At 41.5% G+C, this 20745-nt stretch carries 21 protein-coding genes; 6 read left to right on the top strand and 15 right to left on the bottom strand.

Annotated features, from left to right (window positions below):
- Window positions 1–56: 56 nt before the first annotated feature.
- The 3 genes from RJD28_00410 to RJD28_00400 form a co-directional block, all read right to left on the bottom strand.
- The gene (locus tag RJD28_00410) at window positions 57–1346 is read right to left on the bottom strand and encodes an ATP-binding protein (GenBank protein WNV58076.1); all 1290 of its coding nucleotides are present in this window, start codon (window positions 1344–1346) and stop codon (window positions 57–59) included.
- A gap of 325 nt (window positions 1347–1671) precedes the next feature.
- Window positions 1672–2967: a tyrosine-type recombinase/integrase gene (locus RJD28_00405; protein ID WNV58075.1), complete on the bottom strand. Its 1296-nt coding sequence runs from the start codon at window positions 2965–2967 to the stop codon at window positions 1672–1674.
- A gap of 86 nt (window positions 2968–3053) precedes the next feature.
- A complete protein-coding gene (locus tag RJD28_00400; protein ID WNV58074.1) occupies window positions 3054–3683 on the bottom strand; it encodes a helix-turn-helix transcriptional regulator in 630 nt (209 codons plus the stop codon).
- 171 nt (window positions 3684–3854) lie between these two features.
- Between RJD28_00400 and RJD28_00395 the strand changes: the two genes are divergently transcribed.
- The 5 genes from RJD28_00395 (at window position 3855) to RJD28_00375 (ending at window position 7274) form a co-directional block, all read left to right on the top strand.
- A complete protein-coding gene (locus RJD28_00395; GenBank protein ID WNV58073.1) occupies window positions 3855–4085 on the top strand; it encodes a helix-turn-helix domain-containing protein in 231 nt (76 codons plus the stop codon).
- A gap of 140 nt (window positions 4086–4225) precedes the next feature.
- The gene (locus RJD28_00390) at window positions 4226–4540 is read left to right on the top strand and encodes a relaxasome subunit MobC (GenBank protein ID WNV58072.1); all 315 of its coding nucleotides are present in this window, start codon (window positions 4226–4228) and stop codon (window positions 4538–4540) included.
- Complete coding sequence (locus RJD28_00385; protein WNV58071.1) at window positions 4540–4911, top strand: hypothetical protein; 372 nt, start codon at window positions 4540–4542, stop codon at window positions 4909–4911. Before RJD28_00390 ends, RJD28_00385 begins: the two co-directional genes overlap by 1 nt.
- Window positions 4868–6589 (top strand): MobA/MobL family protein, encoded by a 1722-nt coding sequence (locus RJD28_00380; protein ID WNV58070.1) that lies wholly within the window; start codon window positions 4868–4870, stop codon window positions 6587–6589. Before RJD28_00385 ends, RJD28_00380 begins: the two co-directional genes overlap by 44 nt.
- Window positions 6567–7274 carry a DUF6040 family protein gene (locus RJD28_00375; GenBank protein WNV58069.1) on the top strand — a complete coding sequence of 236 codons (708 nt, stop codon included), beginning with the start codon at window positions 6567–6569 and terminating at the stop codon, window positions 7272–7274. The genes RJD28_00380 and RJD28_00375 overlap by 23 nt, the downstream gene beginning before the upstream one ends.
- A 196-nt stretch (window positions 7275–7470) precedes the next feature.
- On the opposite strand, the gene RJD28_00370 is transcribed toward RJD28_00375, so the two are convergent.
- The 11 genes from RJD28_00370 to RJD28_00320 form a co-directional block, all read right to left on the bottom strand.
- Window positions 7471–9798 (bottom strand): FtsX-like permease family protein, encoded by a 2328-nt coding sequence (locus tag RJD28_00370; GenBank protein WNV58068.1) that lies wholly within the window; start codon window positions 9796–9798, stop codon window positions 7471–7473.
- Window positions 9799–9812: 14 nt separating this feature from the next.
- Complete coding sequence (locus RJD28_00365) at window positions 9813–10478, bottom strand: ABC transporter ATP-binding protein (protein WNV58067.1); 666 nt, start codon at window positions 10476–10478, stop codon at window positions 9813–9815.
- Between the two features lie 151 nt (window positions 10479–10629).
- A complete protein-coding gene (locus RJD28_00360; protein WNV58066.1) occupies window positions 10630–11661 on the bottom strand; it encodes a HAMP domain-containing sensor histidine kinase in 1032 nt (343 codons plus the stop codon).
- Window positions 11658–12347: a response regulator transcription factor gene (locus RJD28_00355; protein WNV58065.1), complete on the bottom strand. Its 690-nt coding sequence runs from the start codon at window positions 12345–12347 to the stop codon at window positions 11658–11660. The genes RJD28_00360 and RJD28_00355 overlap by 4 nt, the downstream gene beginning before the upstream one ends.
- A 249-nt stretch (window positions 12348–12596) precedes the next feature.
- The gene (locus tag RJD28_00350; protein ID WNV58064.1) at window positions 12597–12836 is read right to left on the bottom strand and encodes a DUF6061 family protein; all 240 of its coding nucleotides are present in this window, start codon (window positions 12834–12836) and stop codon (window positions 12597–12599) included.
- Window positions 12837–13168: 332 nt separating this feature from the next.
- The gene (locus RJD28_00345; protein WNV58063.1) at window positions 13169–13747 is read right to left on the bottom strand and encodes a hypothetical protein; all 579 of its coding nucleotides are present in this window, start codon (window positions 13745–13747) and stop codon (window positions 13169–13171) included.
- A 70-nt stretch (window positions 13748–13817) separates the two neighbouring features.
- Complete coding sequence (locus tag RJD28_00340; GenBank protein ID WNV58062.1) at window positions 13818–14843, bottom strand: lysozyme inhibitor LprI family protein; 1026 nt, start codon at window positions 14841–14843, stop codon at window positions 13818–13820.
- Window positions 14795–15253 carry an N-acetyltransferase gene (locus RJD28_00335; GenBank protein ID WNV58061.1) on the bottom strand — a complete coding sequence of 153 codons (459 nt, stop codon included), beginning with the start codon at window positions 15251–15253 and terminating at the stop codon, window positions 14795–14797. The genes RJD28_00340 and RJD28_00335 overlap by 49 nt, the downstream gene beginning before the upstream one ends.
- 179 nt (window positions 15254–15432) lie before the next feature.
- Entirely contained in the window at window positions 15433–16584 is a 1152-nt protein-coding gene (locus tag RJD28_00330) for an ATP-binding protein (protein WNV58060.1), read from the bottom strand.
- 291 nt (window positions 16585–16875) lie between these two features.
- Window positions 16876–17778 carry an RsiV family protein gene (locus RJD28_00325; GenBank protein ID WNV58059.1) on the bottom strand — a complete coding sequence of 301 codons (903 nt, stop codon included), beginning with the start codon at window positions 17776–17778 and terminating at the stop codon, window positions 16876–16878.
- 58 nt (window positions 17779–17836) lie between these two features.
- A complete protein-coding gene (locus RJD28_00320) occupies window positions 17837–18361 on the bottom strand; it encodes a sigma-70 family RNA polymerase sigma factor (GenBank protein WNV58058.1) in 525 nt (174 codons plus the stop codon).
- Between the two features lie 195 nt (window positions 18362–18556).
- On the opposite strand from RJD28_00320, the gene RJD28_00315 reads away from it, so the two are divergent.
- Window positions 18557–19051, top strand: a complete 495-nt coding sequence (locus RJD28_00315; protein ID WNV58057.1) for an HD superfamily hydrolase — start codon at window positions 18557–18559, stop codon at window positions 19049–19051.
- A gap of 214 nt (window positions 19052–19265) precedes the next feature.
- On the opposite strand, the gene RJD28_00310 is transcribed toward RJD28_00315, so the two are convergent.
- Window positions 19266–20576, bottom strand: a complete 1311-nt coding sequence (locus RJD28_00310) for an O-acetylhomoserine aminocarboxypropyltransferase/cysteine synthase family protein (GenBank protein WNV58056.1) — start codon at window positions 20574–20576, stop codon at window positions 19266–19268.
- Between the last annotated feature and the right edge of the window lie 169 nt (window positions 20577–20745).

The following is a 20745-nucleotide window of genomic DNA, read 5'->3' as shown; positions in this document are numbered from 1 at the left end:
TTGCACCTTCATAGGGTAATTCATACGGAGCTGTCGGCATATAACTAATTCCTGATTTACAAGTTACACACCGCATACAATGGGATATTTACCATCCATCCCTGGTCCATATATTTTAAAGCTGAAAAACGTACCGCTTTCTCAGGATGAAATTTATCACAATATGCTTTTAAACTCTGCGACCGTATATTCGTCTCTGCTTTTACTTCAACAGGTATAATCATATCCTCTTTTTGAATCATGAAATCCTGTTCAAAAGTCGCTTTTTCCGTTCCATAGTAATAGGGCGTATACGGGGTATCTGAAATGAACTGCTGCAGCACATATTGCTCCGTGAGAGCGCCCTTGAATTCTACAAAGATATCATTTCCTTCCAGTATGGATGTCGCCGGAAGTTCACTGAGCGCTCCAAGCAGTCCAACATCCAGCATAAATAATTTATACGCATTCATACTCTGATAAGCTTTTAAAGGCATATGCGGTTCGTTTACACGAGGAACCTTATAAATCAATCCGCAATCCAACAGCCATTGAATCGCTATTTCAAACTCACTGCTGCGGGCCCCCTTTTTTATCTGGCCAAAAAAGAATTTTTTATTTTCTTTTGCCAGCTGCATCGGAATAGAATTCCACACCATTCTGATTCTCGGCAGTACTTTACTTTCAATATGCTTTCCAAAATCTCCTTCATACTGTCTTAATATATCACTTTGAATCTTTCTTACCTCTATATAATCTTTGTCCGCCCGAAAAGCATCAACGACTGCAGGCATTCCTCCGGTGTAATAATAATTTTTTAACCAGAAAAGATATTTGTCCGCGAAATTATCTATAATAGCATATTCCTTCGTTTTCAATGCATCGGCCAATCCATTTTCTCCCATAGCATATAAAAACTCTCTGAAGTTAAGCGGATATAAATCCAGCAGATCAACCTTCCCCACCGGATACGATACGCCTTCATGGATTGCTACCCCCAGCAGCGATCCCGCCGCTACAATATGATATTCCGGCGCCTCTTCACAAAAATACTTCAAAGATTCCAGCACTTTTGGCGCATTCTGAATCTCATCCAGAATAATCAATGTATCCCCGGGAGTGATGGTTACGCCTGATTCAATATTTAAATTCATAATGATCCGTTTAACATCAAAATCATTTTCAAAAACCGCATCCATCCGTTGATTATTATAAAAAGAAATATATGCTGTTTTCTCATAACAGTTTTTTCCAAATTCTTTCATCAGCCATGTTTTTCCAACCTGTCTGGCGCCCATGATAATTAAAGGTTTTCTTTTTTTCTTCTCTTTCCACTGTAAAAGATCATCCATCGCAAACCGAAGCATTATCCCACCATCCTTTCCCAAATAGTATATCGCATTTTTTCAGATCTATTCAAGTATATTTTTCACATTTTTTCTTACCTATACATCTCCTGATCTTACATTTTTTCTTCTCTATTCATAACAAAAAGCGTACGAACTCATCAAAACTTCATACGCTTTTTCACAGATACTTTTATTGTTTGGTTTACAAATTGGAATTTATATAATTATCTCTCTAACTTTCCCCATTTTATAGGCTTTCCCGCCTGTCCATTAGTGAAATGATATATAGTTTCCCTTATTTTTGCCCTTATGAGATAATCACAAGGGAAATAAGGGAAATTTTTTAGTCATTGCCTACCACTTTATCAAGAAGCCGAACCGATTTTCGTTTCGCATCTCTTGTGGAGTGAGCATAGACGTTCATTGTGGTACTGACATCTGAGTGTCCTAACAATTCCTGCACATCTTTTGGGGCAGCTCCATTTGCTAAAAGGTTGCTTGCATAGGTGTGACGTAACTGGTGGAAATGAAAGCCTTCAAATCCCTCTAATGTTTTTGCTACCTTTCTGCATACCGTTCCCAAAGTAGTCGGAAGTTCCAGACAGCCATCAGGTCTTAAGCAGACGAAAGAAATTTCTTTATAATCTGCCGGGACTTCCTCTGTTCTGTCTAAGCAATAATACTCGTAGTACACTCTGTTTTTCTCTTTGACCTCTTTGTAGTAGTTCGTGTGATAAAGTTCTCCATACTGCATTCGATTTTTTAACTGCTCTTTCCGGGCATTACGGAAAATCTCTACCAGCGTATCTCCAAAATCAACAATCCTCACTTTTTTCCGCTTGGTTGGTCCGATGATATATTTGCGTTTTGAGCCATCATATCGGATGCTGCGTCTTATGGTAAGGCATTGTTCTTCCAGATTTACGTCCTGCCATGCCAAACCACAGGCTTCTCCAATACGAAGCCCGGCATAATAGGCTATCTGGATTGGAAGTATTGCGACTGGGTTCTTTTTTTGAAGATACGTAAGCAGTCTTTCATAATCTTCTCGTGAAATTGGTTGGATATTTCCGTCCATGTCCTCATCCGAAAACAAATCAACTTCGTCCGTCTGATACCGCAGTTTAATATACTGCATGGGATTGAACGTAATATACTGTTTTGGAAATACTGCAAAGCGGAAGGACTGCTGCATGACTGCGGAAAAAGAATGGATGTAATCTTTGCTGTAACCCTTTTTCTCTTTTCCATCGGGATGAACTCCCCCAAAGGAAAGCAAATCAAAGAAGGATTGCAAATGCTCAGAGGTTACATTTTTTAATTTCCGTTCTGCCAATGGGTGTTTCTTGATATTTCGGATTGTTCCGAGGTAATTCTCCACAGTACCATTGCTGAGCGTACCTGTTTTTAATTCCTCCTCTGCCCACACATCCAGAAGTTGTCCGACTGTGAGATTTTCCGCTTTGGCAACAAATTTCTTTTTTTCATAATCATCCATTGCCTGACGGAGCAGCTTTTCAGTTTCACTTTTGCTTTCTGTTCCAACGCATTCTTTTTGAACAAGATTGCCGCTTGCGTCCTCTACATAGAAGCGGTAGTACCATTTCTTTCCTTTTTTTCTTACAGATCCTTTTGCCATAATCGTATATCTCCTTTCGATATTAGACAATCGGAACTGATGAAATGCTTCGTGCGTGTAAGTATATCATAACTCCGGTTGTCTTACTATACCGATTCGGAATCTTCGTATAAGACTTCTGATAAAAGATTTGCAAGCCTTTGTTCTGCTGTTTTTGGTTTCTTGGAATAGAGCCTTACAACGTCTGCCATCTCATTAAGAGCATTGATGGTAGGAGTGATTTCCCTTAAGAACATAATCTCATTATATTCCTCATTCGATTCAAACCCTATTGTTTTGGCAATATCCGTCTGACCAGCATTCCCCTTGAAATTTTTGCAGGCGAACTGGAAGGAATCCAAAAACAGACCATATTGTTTTAACATCAGCAGTAATAAATCTTTTGAAAAAGCATCTTCTTCTTTGGTAAGGGCAAGCGGTAACTGTTCCAGAATATCTCCCATCGCATCACGAATCTGTAACTCTCTCTTATCCGTAATGTCGGTTTCATATTCATCTGTTTCCCCTTTGAGCCATTCCACAGATACATGGAGTGCTTCCGAAAGACCTTCCAGCACCATTTTTTTCGTATTGTCAATCGAACCATTCTCATAACGCAGGATTGTAGAAGCGGTAACCCCCATCTTTTCTGCGACATAAGGCTGTGTCAGATTCAATTCCAGACGGCGCTGTTTTACTCTGCTGCCTATCAGCTTGCGTAGTTCTTTATCTTTCATGCTGACTGCCTCCTTTTTCGGTATGTATGAATTATAGCATTGTTTTTCCAAAATTGCAATATGCAACATAAAGTTTGTTTTTGATATTTCGTAACGCTTGACAAAAAGATATGAAAAGGATATACTTACATCACAAGAATTGCATAATGCAATTTATAAGGAGGTGATTATATGACGCAAAGAAAAATTGCATTATCCATCGAAGAAGCTGCTGACTATACGGGAATCGGCAGAAATACCTTAAGACAGCTTGTAGAATGGAAGAAACTTCCAGTATTAAAGGTTGGTCGCAAAGTCCTGATTAAAACCGATATTCTGGAAATGTTTATGGAAGCTAATGAAGGTCGTGATTTGAGGGATAGAGGAAATGTAAAAGCCGTAACAAGAACTGCGGCAAATTAAAAAGGCGGCTTCCGAAGAAACCGCCAAAGGTTCTATCAGACCGAAGCCATGATATACCTACACGCAAGAAGATTATACCATGTGCTTCTTCTGATACGCAACCGAGAACTTATGTTTGTGAAGGAAAGGAGAATGTAAGAATGGCAAAATCAACAAAAAGTTATGAAGAACGAATGCTTGAAATGGAAAAGAAGGAACAGGAAAGCCTTGAAAAAGCAAAACGATATGCAGCACAGAAGAAAGAACTTCTAAAACGAAAGAAAGCCGAAGAAAGTAAAAAACGAACCCATAGGCTCTGTCAGGTTGGCGGTGCGGTGGAATCCGTTCTTGGTGCGACTATTGAGGAGGAAGACATCCCAAAGCTGATTGGTTTTCTGAAAAAGCAGGAAGCCAATGGGAAATTTTTCTCAAAGGCAATGCAGAAAGAAACAAATACCGATATGGAGGAAGTGTAATGGCGGATGGGATGAGTTTTTCATTCCCTTCATTGCTTTTTCATGAAGGGCGCACTTATGGACAACCAGAGGTCGTCCCAATAAGTTTGCCACAAGTGGCAACCGGTCTGCGCTCACGCTTGCCGGGCTCGTTCCGTCGGCGGGGCTTTCAGCCAGACCTGCTCATGCCACAGGAGGCACTCTTCGCCAGAGAGGCGCATTCCATGCAGGCTGCTATGCGCAGGGCACTCTTACGCAGAGGGCGTTCTGGCAATGCTGCTTTTTCTAAAATCGAAAGCAATGTTGCCGGAAATCTATACCGGATGTGCAGAAAGGAGGAATCCAGATATGGCGATTTTTCATTACACAATCAAAATAGTCGGACGAAGTAAAGGGAAATCTGTTATCTCCGCTTCCGCATATCTCAATGGGGATGTGATGAAAAACGAGGAAACCGGGAGAATCAGTTATTACACTTCTAAAAAAGAAGTGGTCTACACCAGTCTGATGATGTGTGAAAACGCACCTCCTGAATGGCAGATAGTACCAGAAGAAAATATAAAACGCTTTCAAAAATCTGTCCGCTACAAAAGGTCAGAAGATAAAGAAGCTGCTTTAGAAAAATTCAAAATCACATTTCAGAAACAGAGGTTATGGAATGAGGTATTGAAGATTGAAAAAAATGCAGATGCCCAACTTGGCAGGTCATTTGAATTTGCCCTCCCCAAAGAATGGAGCAGACAGGAACAAATTCAATATACAACCGACTATATCCAAAAAACTTTTGTAGATAGAGGAATGTGCGCTGATTGGAGTATCCACGACAAAGGGGATGGCAACCCCCATGTCCATCTGCTTCTAACTATGCGTCCTTTTAACCCGGATCATTCTTGGGGAAAGAAAGAAGTCAAGGATTGGGATTTTGTCAGAGATAAAAACGGAAATATCGTGATTGATGAATCCCATCCGAACTGGTGGCAGGATAAGAAAAACCCTGACCGTCATGGAATCCGTATCCCTGTATTAGACGAAAACGGAATTCAGAAGATTGGAGCAAGAAACCGCCTGCAATGGAAACGGGTGCTGACCGATGCTACTGGATGGAACAATCCAAAAAATTGTGAGCTGTGGCGGAGTGAGTGGGCAAAGGTGTGTAATGAACATCTTCCTTTGCATAATCAGGTTAATCACCGTTCTTATGAAAAACAGGGAAAACTCCAGATTCCTACCATCCATGAAGGTGCTGACGCAAGAAAGATTGAACAAAAATTTCTTGCCGGGCAGGAAATAAAAGGTTCGTGGAAAGTAGCGGAAAATCAAATCATAAAACAGCAAAACACGTTATTGCAAAAGATACTAAACACCTTTGGGAAAGTATCGGGTGCATTATCATTATGGAAGGAGCGATTAAATGACATTAGAAGAAAGCCGGGAAATTATACCCTTAATGGAATCCATGATTGGTCAAATCGAAGAACAGCAGAACCTAATGGCAGAAATGATTCTGGAAATGCAGAACCGGGACACTCAACTCTCTCTTATGCAAAAACAGAATCAGAAATTACAAAAATTAAACAACGAGTTATCCGAGCTGCTCAACATTTTGCCAAATACCGAGGAACTGCTTTCCAAGATGGAAGAACAGAAAACGAAGATAGAGCTTTTGGAAAACGAAAATCAGCAATGGCAGAAATTGGCACAGAAGCTGAACAGCGAAAACAGTTTATTACTGAAACAGAACACCGAATTGCTGAACTGGAACAGCAGATAGAGAAAGGACGTGATATAGATGAACGAATCCAGAGAATCAAAGAACGCCGAACAGTTGGAAGAACTTCTGCTCTTGACCGAGGAGATACAAGAAGAACTAGAACAGAAAGAACAGCTTATCGTGGAACTGAAGACGCAGCTCAGCGAATCTCTGACCTTGAACGAGAAATTAAACAAAGAGAACAGAGCCGGGAATATTCAAGCATTAAAGAACGACTTGAAGCTGGCAGACAGAGCATTGCGGATCGAGAAAGAGAAGTTGCGAAGCGCAAACGTCATGATAGAGGAATGTCAAGATAAAATATGCTATTTAACACAGGAACGGGATTATGCCCGGACACATCAGAAAATCGTAGAAATACCGGTAGAAAAGCCGGTACTCTATGAAAAATGTGAAGCCTGTAACCGGACAGCCTATCAGAATGCAAAAGCAAAATACGAAACACAAAAAGAGCGACTTGCAGGACAGTATAAAGCAAAAACGGTAATGTTCCAAACAACCTTGTTCCTTCTTGCATGGTATTCGTTGACAACCACTCTTTTTCAGGCAGTACAGTCAGATATGTTCCTTGTCGATTGTAAATCATTCTTCAATGATTTAGCATCATTCATACAAACCTTTGTCGGATGGACGATTGATGCCGGGCATTCTGCGGCACAGATTAGTACAAAAATTCCAAATGCTTTTATAGCCGGAATGGTATATTGGTTATTGCTAATATTGATTGTAGGAATATGTATGGCAGGAACAGGGATGCTGGCGATACTGATAGAAATAAAGGTTATAGAATTATATAAGAAAAACTGTTGGGATGTTATTACTCTACTAATGATACTGACAAGTGTTGCTATTGTCATTTATTTTGGAGAATCAATCAAAAAAGTACTGTCAGTAAATCTTCTATTGCTTTTCGTACTTTCGCAGGGCGCATATGTTGGAATTAGATGTTATCTTAAAGTTTGGTTAGAAAAAAGACCATATTAGTATTTTCAACTTACTGTATAGACAGTAAAATTACTCCATACCAGCCTAGTGAAAATTTACTGTATGAAAAAGAAGTATTACAGAGAAAAAAGGCTGTAAAAACAGGAACAGCCAGCCCGAAAGAATTTACGGACTGGCTGTATCAGCAGAGTAATGTAATTGTGGAGCTGACCGAGATATGAAAAGCTTTCTATCATCAATTTCGCATTATTGCAATAACAGATTGCTTCTTCCATGAATGAATAAGCAATATTGTCATCAAACTTTCAAGCATAAACATAGCAACAGCAAAAAGAGTAAAAGCAACAACCGGAAATACAAATCCCGTAGACATGCCTGCATTTTTCAAAAATATACCGATTGCATATCCGCCGGGGATTCCAACAACAGCAGTTATAAGCAATGCAATCAAAGTAGTAAAAAGACCTTCCATCATAAATGCTTGCTTCAACTGCTTATTTGTCATACCAATAGATTTTAGTGTGCCCATTTCCTGTTTCTGTGATAAAAGATTTGTCACAGTAAGATTGATTTGATTGATGACCGCAAATATCCACAAGATGGCTGCAATCGCATAAGCTAATGTAAAACCTGCACGATTGTCTGATTGGTGTTCTACAATAAAATCTTGAAGGGTTTGTAAGCGAACATCCCTATTGTCAGAAACGAGTAATTTGAGTTCTTGCTCGATTATCTCCTGATATTCAGCTTCTGCTTGTATTTCGATTGCGTATGTACAGTCATAACCTGCAAGTTCTTTGAGCATATTTTCCGGCATTCTGAAAATATAGCCACCCATTCCATCATTGCTGGAAGTGATTGCACCAATTTTGAATGCTTTTGTTATTGTTTTACCACTATGATTTTTGAAATTAAAGGTCACAGTATCCCCAATTTGAGGTTTCCAATGGTAAACATCATAAATACGTTCGGGATCACTTACAACTAATTCTGTATCATCAGTAATATTTCCAGACAAAACCGCTGCATTTAGCGACGCCAAATCCTTTTCATTATAGCCGAGCATCAAGGTGCTATCTGAAATATCATTGTCTGTTGAGAAATCAACTGGTACGGTAGCATAAGTAAATATATTGCTAACTCCCTCTATATCTCCAACACGCTTTACATAATCAGAAAAATATTCTTTCTGCAAGAGAGCATCCAAATTTTCACTTTCGTTTTCTAAATCAATGCTGATTTTGAAATCTCCGTACTTCATATCCCAATAACGAGCCATACTCTCGGCATTAAAAGAACTCTGATAACTTGCTGCAAGGAAAAATATAACTCCGCACAGTCCCAATGATAAAATGGTCAATAGAGATTTTTTTCTGTTTCTGGAAAAGCTGATTTTCGCTAAATATACAGGCGTAATACGATGTCTTTTGTGAGTGCGGTAATTTACAATTCCCACTGGATTTTTCAGGGCGGAAATTGGAGAAGTATTCGCTGCAATTTTTGCTGGTTTACGAACACTAATATAAACAAGCAGTATTCCAAAAAGGCATGCGCCACATAGAGAAACAATAAATGCAAATACTGACCAGCCTTTTGATTGCAGACAATAGCTGATGATCGTTCCCATGATACTACCAATTAAAATCCCCGGAACTGCAAGCATATAACCCTGTTTAAGAACTATTTTATAAATTTGCTTTTTACTTGCCCCTATTGTCCGAAGCTGTCCGAACTCAGCAACTTTTTGTCCAACCGAAATATAGAAAATGCTGTAAATTACAAGTGCGGCAGCTAAAAACAAAATGGCAGCAACTACACCATATACCGCATAATTACTGAAGGACAAAGTTGTATTTACATAATCATAGTAACTGCTGACTGTCCAATTATTCAGTCCAGTCTCCTCTGAAATTTGAGATAATATTTCTGTTGCTTCGTCTTTTGTAAGGGTATCTGCATTTTCAAGCCAAACATATCCATTAAGCAGGTTATTTCCACGTAATTCCCGGCATTTTTCAAGTGAAACAAAAACAGGATAAGCGGTAGAAGTTTTATCATGATAAATACCAACAATAGTATAATTCTTCAAAGTACCATCCAGATTCAACTGAACTATGGCGTTGATTTCCGGAGACTTATTTTCACTGGCAAAAAAGGCATCTGTAACAGCAATTTCACTTGCTTTCTCTGGATATTTTCCGTCAAAGGCAGGAATCAAACTAAGCATGTCATCATCATAATAAATCAGAGACAGTTCTTTAGAATTTTCTTTCACTGTTTTGATATTACAGGAAAGTCCTACACTTTTTACTTCTTCGTTTGCTAACAACTTTTCTTTACTGTCCTGCGTAATGTCAAAGAAAATCCCTTGATGTAATCCTTCGATTTCTTTCTGATTTTGATAAATGATATTTTGCACTGTGAGCAACGACATCATTATCATAGCAACGGCTACAATAATTGCCGAAAGGCAAAATAAGTTTTTCTTCTTATCAAAACGCACACTTTTTCGTGCTAATTTTTTAATTACTGCACTGGTATCATTTTCAAAAGGATAATTCATAATTCCCACCTCCTTTAGCCAACAATTTTACCATCTTCAATCCGTACAATGCGGTCTGCGAGTTGAGCGATCTCGTTGTTGTGAGTAATCATTACAATGGTCTGATTAAATTCTCCGCTGGTATGCTTCAAAAGCCCTAACACATCTGCACTGGTCTTGCTATCAAGATTTCCGGTCGGTTCATCAGCAAGGATAATCGCAGGCTTCGTAATTAAAGCTCGTGCAATCGCTACACGTTGCTGTTGACCGCCTGAAAGATTGTTCGGCATATTTTCCAGTTTATCTTCTAAAGCCAACATATACACAACTTCGTCCATAAATTTCTGGTCTACTGTATCGCCATCCAGTTCCACAGGCAGGACGATATTTTCATATACATTCAAAATCGGAACCAGATTATAATTTTGGAAGATAAATCCGATGTTACGACGGCGGAAAATTGTCAATTCATCATCATTCTTTTTTGCGAGTTCTTCTCCCCGTACAATCACGCTGCCGGAAGTGGGGGTATCAAGTCCTCCCATCATGTGAAGCAATGTAGACTTACCGCTGCCGGAAGTTCCAACTACGGCAACAAATTCTCCCTGTTCCACAGTAAAATTTACACCATTAAGGGCACGAGTAATATTTGGTTCTGTGCCGTAATACTTCTTTAAGTCGATTGTTTGTAAAATGCTCATATTCAAATGCTCCTTTCAAGGCTTTCTATCTGTTGATAAAGCCATTGTAAACCACAAATGTTACACAAATGTCCGAGATAGAAAAAATTTTTATCGAAAATCAGAGTGAAATGTTACAACGCTCGGACATTTCAAAAAAAGTGGTTATATCTTACCTTACAGGAAGCATAATAGAAAATTCTGAGCCTTGCCTCAGCTCTGAAACAACCTTGATATAGCCCCCTTGCCTTGTTACAATCTCACGAGCCAAATACAAACCTATTCCCACACCCTGTTGATCGTGTACTTCTTCCTCACGATAGAAGCGCCGGAAGATGGCAGCCTGATTGCTTTCTGAAATGCCCTTGCCGGTGTCGGTCACTTTGACCTCTACGTACATTTCCCACTGAACCACTGATACAGAAATCTTTCCACCTGACGGAGTGTATTTTACTGCATTGTCCAGCAGATTGAAAAGGGCTTCGCTTGTCCACTTGCTGTCATGGGAGATTATCAAATTTTCCGGGCAATCCACGGATACAGCAATTTCTTTTTTCTCTGCGGCATATACAATACTGCTCATGGCTTGTGCAAGCGTATGGAATAAGCTGCTGTCTTTCTTTTCTAATCGTATTGCTCCGGTTTCCAACCGGGACGTTTTAACCAGTGCTTGGAACAGAAAATCCAGTTTATCAGTCTGACTACGTATGCCTTGTAAAAAGTCCATCCGTTCTTCTTCTGAAACAGGCTTTGTTAAAAGTGTGTCCGTTACCATTTGCAAATTGCTGACAGGCGTTTTAACTTGATGTGAAATATCAGAAATCAGCATTTGAAGCTCCTGTCGTTCCATGTCTACCTTGTGCCGGTTTTTCTGCATAATCTCATACAACCGAATTAAGCGGTGGTTGATACGGGCAAAAAGAGTTTCACTATCATTTGACTTTTGTAATTCCTCGTTTCCATCAATCATGTTGTCCAGCGTCCGGCACAAATTAGAAGTAAAATGAGAAAGGCGTTTTCCAAAAATCAGCACCAATAGCCAAATCCAGAAAAACGCACAGAGTGTCAATGTTCCACCCACTATAAAAATTCGTATATCCTGCATTATACCGCCGAAAATACCGGTAATTACCAGCATAGAGAAAACCATGCCAGCACTAACCAGTCTACAAATTTTCTTAGCAGAAAGGTTATTCAGATTCATTTCTTTTCGCCTCCTGTCCATTGATACCCCATACCATAAACCGTTTTGATATATGTGTCGCCATCCGCTTCAATCTTACTGCGAATACGGCTGATAGAAGTAGTAAGGGTATGTTCATCTACATATTTTTCATCAACATCCCACAGTTTTTCTAAAAATTGTTGGCGAGTAAGTACCTGCTTCGGATTTTTAAGAAATAGGTTCAACATTTTATATTCCATCGCAGAAAGTGCTAATGGTTTCCCGTTCAAACTTGCAAATTGTTCCGAAAAATCCAGAAACAAGCTACCATCCTCGTAAATATCCTTAGCTGGTTTGTGATGCTCCAACATAGCGAACATGGCTTTGATTTTTCGCTGCAAAGCACTAATCGAAAAAGGTTTCGTGATATAATCCACTGCACCAGCTTCATATCCCCGTATCTGATTGCTTTCCTGATCGTTGGCAGTTAGAAATATAACTACTGTATCAGGATGCTCTGGCTTGATAAGACGGCATAGGTCATAACCATTTCCGTCTGGTAAATTTATATCCAGCAATACCAAATCAAAAATGTTTGTTTTTAATGATTCAGCGGCTGTCCTTGCATTCAGAACAGAAGTTATTGTGTAACCGTCCAATTCCAAATTATAAGTAAGCGTTTTATTCAAAAGATTATCATCTTCGACAATTAAAATATGCTTCATATTATCACTTCCTTTTCTTTTTGCAGATAGTATAACAGGCAAATGTCCGAGAATTGTTACAAGGACAAATATATTTTTCATTTTACAGCTTTTTTCTGTGTACTGCAATTTTATAAAAGAAAGGACAGCAGTGTCAAATTGCTGTCCTTTCTTTTATCATAGCTGGTAGTGTATAAGCGTGGGTTCATCATATCGGGTGTGGTATCTTTAACTACAGGAAACTCCCTACAACACTATCTCACTTCTTGCTTAATAAAGTTCTAATGAATCTTCTGTATCCACCCACATCTGTAAATTGCCATCAAGATATAATCTTGCATATTCCAAAGGCTCATCCACAGCCAATGAAGTAAGCGCACATTCTGATCCATATGTGGTTTTTAAATTTTTTTCAGCTTCCCAGCAATCAATGCGAAGCATATATCCAGCACTTGTGTAAACATCAATACTATCGTGGTTTATATTATATTCTGCATAAATTGTTCTCATCGTATCTTATCTCCATTTTCTTTTGATAATCAGTTACAGAGTTAAATATCGAAAACATTTCAATCAGTTCACCATGTCGTTATTGTTATATGTTATATTGTGTTATGAAATTTTCTTTCCCTTAATTTTTCCCATATTAAGGTTCATGAAAAGCAATGGGAAAATGTAACACAAGGGAAAGAGTAAGGGAAAGTTCACTTGCTACAAACTTAGTATTTTCAAGGGTTTGCGAAGAATTTGATAATCAAATATAACAGTTATTAAATTTCCTAAAATATGTGAAATATCAACTGGAAGTTGTCCGTTTCTATGGAAAATATAATCTGATTGTTCTATGATATCCACCATGTTCCATCTTGGTGCTGCTGCAAAGAGCCAAGCGCCTCTGATAACACATTTCCCTTGAAATCTCTCACGATCACTTTTTCATAATATTTATATTCTTCGGTTGCACAGTCTTTTTCATCGTCCCAGCCCTCTTCCACCCAGGCTGAGAGATATACTTTTCCATCTGCTATCATCATTACACTTTCATTGGGATTCTTGGGAAATCTAAAACTTTCCGGATAATAGCTGGTAAACGCATCATCCTCGCTTGTAATGTGAACATCCTCTCCGATAATGCGCAGATTATAAGGGTCTACGTCCCCTATATTCAGTTGTGTGATCAACTTCGGGGGATTATCTGGAAGATACTGGAATAGAGCGATTTTCCCGCTATTATAATCTCCCTGTAAAAGCCAAAAAGAATTCTTTAGATAAACCGGTTTTCCATATAATACATTTCTCTGCTTTTGAAATGGCTCATAAATTTTACCAGTATCATAATCATAAAAAGATATCGTTGAACCTTGATACCCGCCTTTTTTTGACCATTCAATCATATCATAAAAGTCCGTTGTATCACTCATTGCATAACCGACACCTTTCTGTTGTCACAACATTGCGTATTCTTCTTTTTCTATCCCCAAAGGATACCTGCTAAAACAGCAAGGGAAATTCAAATTCTTCTCCTGGGGAGAAAGGAGATTCACCGGATATTTCCGTAACTTTAAAGTTTGCTCCATTCCATCCGTTGATTTTGATAATGCCCTTCACACTCCCATCTTTTGATGCATAGACCAGTTCTCCGTTTCCATTATCGACAAAAGTTCCTTCTGTTTCGCCCTGTCTGTAAATGGAAATCACAGCCTCATCTTCGCCTTCCCAGTTCTGCCTGGTAATCAAAGAACTGTATACAGCATCGGTTCCCTGATTGTCTACAAATGTTCCATACTTTGCGGAAGTTTCCGGCATAACAAATGCTTCCCCTTTTATCTTCGCTAACTCTCTTGCCAGAATATAAGCCCTGTTTTTTGTAATTTCCTCCAGGAAAGAATTCTGAAGGAGCGGATACATGCTACCATTTTCTTCTCTGGATCCAACATTTAATAAAATTACTTCTTCTTTCATATTTATCCAGTTTCTCTGCTTGGTAAGAAGGTTCTCCTTCGTCCGCTGATCCGCCAAATTGCTGAATCTGCTCCAAAGATTATTCAATTCCGTATCCCATATCGTATAAAGCCATTGAGCGGCTACATTCATTTCGCTCTGCGTTTGTGCTGCCTCAGCTAATGGGGTATACTTTTGTGTAATCTTCTCAATATTTGTTAATTCTTCCTGTAGAGATGTGGAGTCAGATACTACATCATCTACATCTGCTTTAATATCCATAGAATAATCATAAGTAAAATCAATTCTCAGTTCTTCATTCGATTCAAGTTCATCATTTTCACTGCTTGTAGAAGCGGTCTGTTCTTTCACCGGAGAATTTTCGATTCCTGTATTCTCCTTACCACATCCGGTACAAATTCCCACGATCAACACCAATGCCAGCATATGGATTCTTTTTTCCATGTATCCATATTTTTCATTGAACGGACTGTTCTGTAACATAAACCACCAAAACCACATAACATTCACCGCCCTAACTTCCGATCGAAATGCGTCTGATTTTCCTGCTGCCATGCCATTACATAATCTTTTTCCCCGGTAGCTTCATCCAGGCCACTATACTGAATCTCAAATCCTTCTCTTCGATAAAAAGATACTGCCCGTGTATTTTTGCAATATACGTTCAAAAACAATTTGTTCCTTTTATCCTTCGCATAATTCAACAGGATTTTACCTATACCCTGCGCCTGCATTTCATCAGAAACAAAAATGCCCTCTATATATTCGTCGTTCAGCCCTATAAAGCCTTGTATTTCCTGATTATCCTCATAGACATAGACCGTTGCCTGTAACAACAGTTCTTTTACCAATTCAAAATTACTTTTCCAATATTGAGCAGGAATAAAATCATGTGCCTTTATATTGGTATTTAACCAGATCTCTGCAACTTTATTTATATCTGCTTTTCGTAATTCTCTGATCATAACAGTGACACTCCTGCATATCCCGATTTAGCATTCTACATTTTCTCTTATCCTGCGAATCCTTTTCCAATAACAGCCGCTTGTTTTTCCCTTCGCACATTATATCATGATTCGCACATTATATCATAAAAATAACGACACCGTATGCCGCAACACACAATGCCGTTATCTTTATCTTCTTACTCCTGCCTGTCGTCGTAGCTGTCCAGGAAATGATGCTTTTTCCCGCCCTGCTTATAGGCGATCACCGTATCCAGGTTTACATTTTCCACACTGCGGAAAATATGGGCCTCCACATCGGGATTTTTCTCCTTCATGGTGCGGATGAGCTCCTTGATCTCTACCCGTTTGGAACGATTTTCCTCGTTGTTGCAGGTGGTACACGTGTCCGTGAACTTGCAGGCGCACTGGATGAAATGCAGGTGGTTGTAATCCCGCCACGCCTTGATGTCATCCTCCCGGATGAGGTACAGCGGGCGGATCAGCTCCATGCCCTCAAAGTTGGTACTGTGCAGCTTGGGCATCATCGTCTGGATCTGGGCGCCGTAGAGCATGCCCATGAGAATCGTCTCGATGACATCATCGTAGTGATGGCCCAGGGCGATCTTATTGCAGCCCAGCTGTTTTGCAAAATTGTACAGGTGGCCGCGGCGCATTCTGGCGCACAGATAACAGGGGGATTTCTCCACATGGTACACCGAATCAAAAATATCGGATTCGAAAATCTCCACCGGAATGTGCAGCTTCTTGGCGTTATCCTCGATGACCTGCCGGTTCTCAGGGCTGTAGCCCGGATCCATGACAATGTATTTTACCGAAAAAGGCACCTTGCTGTATTTCTGCAGCTCCTGAAACAGCTTAGCCATCAGCATGGAATCCTTGCCGCCGGAAATACAGACCGCCACGCAGTCTCCCTCTTTTACCAGCTCATATCGGCGCACTGCTTTTGTAAACTGACACCAGACGGAGCGGCGGAACTTCTTCATCAGACTCCGCTCCACCTTCTCACAGACATCCTCCTCCGTCTCTTCCTCCCGCTTCATCTCGTCCATGAGCCATCCCAGATAACCTCCTGCCAGGCTGTATGCCTCATATCCGGCCTCTTTAAGCTCTGCCGCAGCATCTACACTGAACCGTCCTCTCGTACAGTAGACCACCAGCTTCTGTCCGGCAAATTCCGGATTCTCCCTGACAGCCTCCAGCAGTCCCTCTGCCGGCATGTGGATTGCTCCCGGCACCATGCCATAAGCCACATCCTGATCACCTCTTATGTCAATCAGCCGGTAACTGCCCGGCTCCCATTTTCTAAATTCCGCTATTGTAATTTCCATGATATTCGCTCCATTGTCATCTGATCCGGTTCTCTGTTCTGTCTGTCACAGAATTTTTCTGTAGATCTCTTTTTCATTTTTTATAGCAACTTTACAGCAACTATCATACCTTTTTATTTCCGCTCTTGTCAACAAGCAGACCTCCGTCGGATGGAACGTTTCCTGATCACAGACAGCAGCTTGAAAGCTTTACCGGTACAATCCTTCACCCAAAAATAAAGTGCGTAAATTTTGAATATATTTTCTCAATTTACGCACTTCATTTATAATTTCATTCCCTTACTCAATCAACTACCGGATCAACGACAGTCCCGGATTCAACATATCCTGGATAACTTCTGTGGGGATGACGAATTCCGGGCATCCCATGGACGCAGGCGCAACCTCTGCCTCGTCAAAGGCAATGACCAGTTTTCCATCACTGTTGATATAAAAGTTCTGATCCTTCCGGATCTGCCTGAAATTCCACTCCGGGAAGTCCTCCTCATCCAGAAAATACCTGTTGCTGTCATCCTCTTCCATCTGTTCCTTCATCTGTTTCCTGATTTCATCACTGATGGCGGTGGTATAATCACTGCCACTTCTGAACAGGTTGGACAGCGTTAATTCCGTTCCGGTGGTTTTATCCAGATGATAATACCGGTTCGTCTCCACAGCATCCCCTGCAGTCTGCAATGCACTGACCTTGATGGAATACAGCTTGTCATTGTCGGTTACCACATCATAGGAAATGTTCAGGCCTTCATACTCTTCTCCGTTTTCCTCCATGGACTGCTTGAATTCTTCCACAAACTGATCGGTATAGGACTGAATGTTCGCATTGATTTTTGCCACGTTATCCTGCAGCTCCTGACTGCCGTTCTCATCCCCGGCACTCATCTGCGGTACGTTTACGTCTGCCTGATAATGTTCCTCATCCACCTGGAAATCCCGGAAAGTCACAGTTTTCACGATAACACCCAACACCGGGATCTTCTCCATGGCCATGCTGACAGATGCGCTGCTGTTGGCCAGAACAGTGATGCACACCGCTGCTGCAGCGGCTGTCATACCGGCACCCTTCCAAAATGATCTTCTCTGCCTCTGTATCTTATACCCATTTTGCTTTTTCATTGTCCGGATGGCCTGCTCCATGCGGAAAATGCCCTCCTCCGGGACCGGAATTGCCTGATACTGTTTTTTTAGCTTCTGCATATACAGTTCCATCCTGCATTCCCCGGCTTCATTTTTTCTTTTCTTCTCTGTCCTTCATTTAAACGACACCCCTCTTTCCTGTTCTGCTGCTTCCGGCCCCTGCCGGTTCCTCCAGATACCCCCGCAGCTTTTTCAGCGCCCGGTAAAGCCGGGATTTCACGGTATTGACGTTTTCTTTTTCCGTATCCGCGATCTCATCCAGTGTCATATCTTCAAAATATTTACAGATCACCACGGTGCGCTCCTTCTCGTCCAGCTGCTGCAATGCCCGGTAAAGATCGGTTTCCTCGTAGGTATCCTCCCGTCCTTCCTCGGGCAGCTCCTCGCCTGCTGCCACTTCCCTGCGGTTCCTGCGCAGGTATTCCCGCGCCGTATTGATCATAATTCTGTAAACCCATGTATCTGCAAACTGGGGATATTTTAACTGCTCTGCTGCTGCGATGGCCCGGCAGGCCCCTTCCTGCACAATGTCCATGGCATCTTCCTGATTGCTCGCATAGCAGAAGGCCAGCCGGTAATATTTGTCATACTGTTTTACCAGCGTTGCATGGATCACTTCTTCCGGTGTCTGCACATCTCTCATGTCTACCACCTCGTATTTCTTTGTAGCTACATATATTAGACCACGAAACCGAAAAAATAGTTTCACTTTTCTTTTTTTTAATTTCTTAAATTTTTATGATGATTGCAATTACCCGATTGACTTTTGGTTACCATAAAGTCATACTGATAGTAACAGAAGATTTTCTTCTTATGAACGGAAAGGATGTGATTACCGATGGACATTACAGTCTCCGGTGATATTGAGCAGGAATTTCTTGCGCTTGTCCGTGATATTTTGGAAGACACAGAATTTCAGAAATTAAGTCTGTACCGGCAGCACAGAAAGACAACCAGACTGATGCACAGCATCAACGTCTCCTATATTTCCTGGCTGATCGCCAGAAAGCTGGGATGGGACGCGACCGCAGCCGCAAGAGCAGGTCTGCTGCATGACTTTTTCTTATACGCATACGGCGAGGATACCCCCTCCGGCAAGCTGATGGCCTTTGACCACCCGCGGACAGCTGCGAAGAACAGTGCAGAGCGCTTTGACATTTCCGAGAAGGAGCGTAAGGCAATCCTGTCCCACATGTTCCCTCTGGGGCCTGTGCCCACCAGCAGAGAGGCCTGGCTGCTCACGTTTACCGATAAGGTGTGCGCTTCCGTGGAATTCTTCCACGTGGACATTGCGCTGGCAAGAGAAGGACGGATTACCATTCTGCCCGCTTAATATCATTTATCAAAAAAATTACCACCTTTTACATTTATATTCTGTGGGTGGCAGAACGACCGAAAAGGACTGTCTGTACTAGGCAGTCTCTTTTCTTTTTCATTTGTCTCATATGAAATGAAAAGAGCCTCCGCGTCACAGATTGCTCTGCGTCGCGTCAGCTCTTTTTCTGAGGTATATATGGGTAATATGAAAATAATGATGTAGGCGAATATTACTGGATCGCCTTGAACGCCTCATCCAGATCCTGGATGATATCGTCAATATTCTCCGTTCCGATGGAGAGACGGATGGTATTCTTGTAGATACCCTGCTCCTTTAACTCCTCCTCGTTCAGCTGGGAATGGGTGGTGGAAGCCGGATGGATGACCAGGGACTTCACATCTGCCACGTTTGCCAGCAGGGAGAACAGCTCCAGATTGTCGATGAAGTCGCGGGCTTTCTTCTCGTCGCCCTTGATCTCGAAGGTGAAAATGGAACCGCCGCCATTCGGGAAATATTTCTTATATAATGCCTGCTGCTCCGGATCATCGGTAACAGAAGGATGATGTACGCGCTCTACCTGCGGATGGTTGTTCAGGTACTCTACCACCTTTAATGCGTTCTGTACATGACGCTCTACGCGCAGGGACAGTGTCTCCAGGCCCTGCAGGAAAATGAATGCATGGAACGGAGAAATGGTTGCTCCTGTGTCACGCAGCAGGATCGCACGAATCTTGGTGACAAATGCTGCCGGGCCAACTGCCTTGGTGAAGCTGATGCCGTGGTAGCTGGGGTTGGGCTCTGTGAGAGACGGGAACTTGCCGGATGCCTCCCAGTCAAACTTACCGCTGTCTACGATAACGCCGCCAATGGTTGTTCCGTGGCCGCCGATGAACTTGGTTGCGGAATGTACCACGATGTCTGCGCCGTACTCAATCGGGCGTACCAGATAAGGGGTTGCGAACGTATTGTCTACAACCAGCGGGATCTTGTGCGCATGCGCGATCTTTGCCACCTTCTCGATATCTACCACATCGGAGTTGGGGTTGCCCAGTGTCTCGATGAAAATTGCCTTAGTGTTCTCTTTGATGGCTTTCTCAAAAGCGCCTTCCTCGAAAGGATCTACGAAATCAGCGGTGATGCCGTACTCCGGCAGGGTATGTGCCAGCAGATTGTAAGTACCGCCGTAAATATTTTCAGCAGCAACGATATGATCGCCGTTGTGTGCCAGGTTCTCGATGGTGTATGCAATGGCAGCTGCACCGGATGCAACAGCCAGTGCTGCAACGCCGCCCTCTAAGGCTGCGATTCTCTGCTCAAAAACATCCTCGGTGGGGTTGGTCAGACGGCCGTAAATGTTGCCGGCATCTGCCAGGCCGAATCTGGCCTCTGCATGGTCGCAGTTGCGGAATACATAGGAAGAGGTCTGGTAGATCGGCACGGCTCTTGCGTCAGTGACCGGATCCGGATTCTCCTGTCCCACATGAAGCTGTAATGTCTCAAATTTGAATTTTCTGTCTGCTCTCTTAATTTTTTCACCCATTTTATATATCCTCCATTTTTTAATATTACTTTTACTTTTCCTATATCATTATTTTCTTATCTTTATCTCTCAAATTATTCCGTGCTTCACACGCTCACCATGCATGCTCCGCTATCCACATACTGTGAAATAGTGCTTTGCTTTTATGTTCATGGGAAAATACATCACG

The organism is Oscillospiraceae bacterium NTUH-002-81 (assembly GCA_032620915.1).
GTDB lineage: Bacteria > Bacillota > Clostridia > Lachnospirales > Lachnospiraceae > JAGTTR01.
Note: the sequence above shows the minus strand (reverse complement) of the source record. Positions and strands in the feature narration are given on the sequence as shown.

Excerpts from the sequence above, each read along its gene's own strand:
- RJD28_00310 (WNV58056.1), bottom strand. The coding sequence starts at position 20,576 with ATGGGTGAAAAAATTAAGAGAGCAGACAGAAAATTCAAATTTGAGACA.
- RJD28_00350 (WNV58064.1), bottom strand. The coding sequence starts at position 12,836 with ATGAGAACAATTTATGCAGAATATAATATAAACCACGATAGTATTGAT.
- RJD28_00375 (WNV58069.1), top strand. The coding sequence starts at position 6,567 with ATGATAGAGGAATGTCAAGATAAAATATGCTATTTAACACAGGAACGG.
- RJD28_00380 (WNV58070.1), top strand. The coding sequence starts at position 4,868 with ATGGCGATTTTTCATTACACAATCAAAATAGTCGGACGAAGTAAAGGG.
- RJD28_00355 (WNV58065.1), bottom strand. The coding sequence starts at position 12,347 with ATGAAGCATATTTTAATTGTCGAAGATGATAATCTTTTGAATAAAACG.
- RJD28_00365 (WNV58067.1), bottom strand. The coding sequence starts at position 10,478 with ATGAGCATTTTACAAACAATCGACTTAAAGAAGTATTACGGCACAGAA.
- RJD28_00335 (WNV58061.1), bottom strand. The coding sequence starts at position 15,253 with ATGATCAGAGAATTACGAAAAGCAGATATAAATAAAGTTGCAGAGATC.
- RJD28_00340 (WNV58062.1), bottom strand. The coding sequence starts at position 14,843 with ATGGCAGCAGGAAAATCAGACGCATTTCGATCGGAAGTTAGGGCGGTG.
- RJD28_00325 (WNV58059.1), bottom strand. The coding sequence starts at position 17,778 with ATGCAGAAGCTAAAAAAACAGTATCAGGCAATTCCGGTCCCGGAGGAG.
- RJD28_00385 (WNV58071.1), top strand. The coding sequence starts at position 4,540 with ATGGCGGATGGGATGAGTTTTTCATTCCCTTCATTGCTTTTTCATGAA.
- RJD28_00360 (WNV58066.1), bottom strand. The coding sequence starts at position 11,661 with ATGAATCTGAATAACCTTTCTGCTAAGAAAATTTGTAGACTGGTTAGT.
- RJD28_00330 (WNV58060.1), bottom strand. The coding sequence starts at position 16,584 with ATGGAAATTACAATAGCGGAATTTAGAAAATGGGAGCCGGGCAGTTAC.
- RJD28_00345 (WNV58063.1), bottom strand. The coding sequence starts at position 13,747 with ATGAGTGATACAACGGACTTTTATGATATGATTGAATGGTCAAAAAAA.
- RJD28_00320 (WNV58058.1), bottom strand. The coding sequence starts at position 18,361 with ATGAGAGATGTGCAGACACCGGAAGAAGTGATCCATGCAACGCTGGTA.
- RJD28_00315 (WNV58057.1), top strand. The coding sequence starts at position 18,557 with ATGGACATTACAGTCTCCGGTGATATTGAGCAGGAATTTCTTGCGCTT.
- RJD28_00405 (WNV58075.1), bottom strand. The coding sequence starts at position 2,967 with ATGGCAAAAGGATCTGTAAGAAAAAAAGGAAAGAAATGGTACTACCGC.
- RJD28_00370 (WNV58068.1), bottom strand. The coding sequence starts at position 9,798 with ATGAATTATCCTTTTGAAAATGATACCAGTGCAGTAATTAAAAAATTA.
- RJD28_00395 (WNV58073.1), top strand. The coding sequence starts at position 3,855 with ATGACGCAAAGAAAAATTGCATTATCCATCGAAGAAGCTGCTGACTAT.
- RJD28_00390 (WNV58072.1), top strand. The coding sequence starts at position 4,226 with ATGGCAAAATCAACAAAAAGTTATGAAGAACGAATGCTTGAAATGGAA.
- RJD28_00410 (WNV58076.1), bottom strand. The coding sequence starts at position 1,346 with ATGCTTCGGTTTGCGATGGATGATCTTTTACAGTGGAAAGAGAAGAAA.
- RJD28_00400 (WNV58074.1), bottom strand. The coding sequence starts at position 3,683 with ATGAAAGATAAAGAACTACGCAAGCTGATAGGCAGCAGAGTAAAACAG.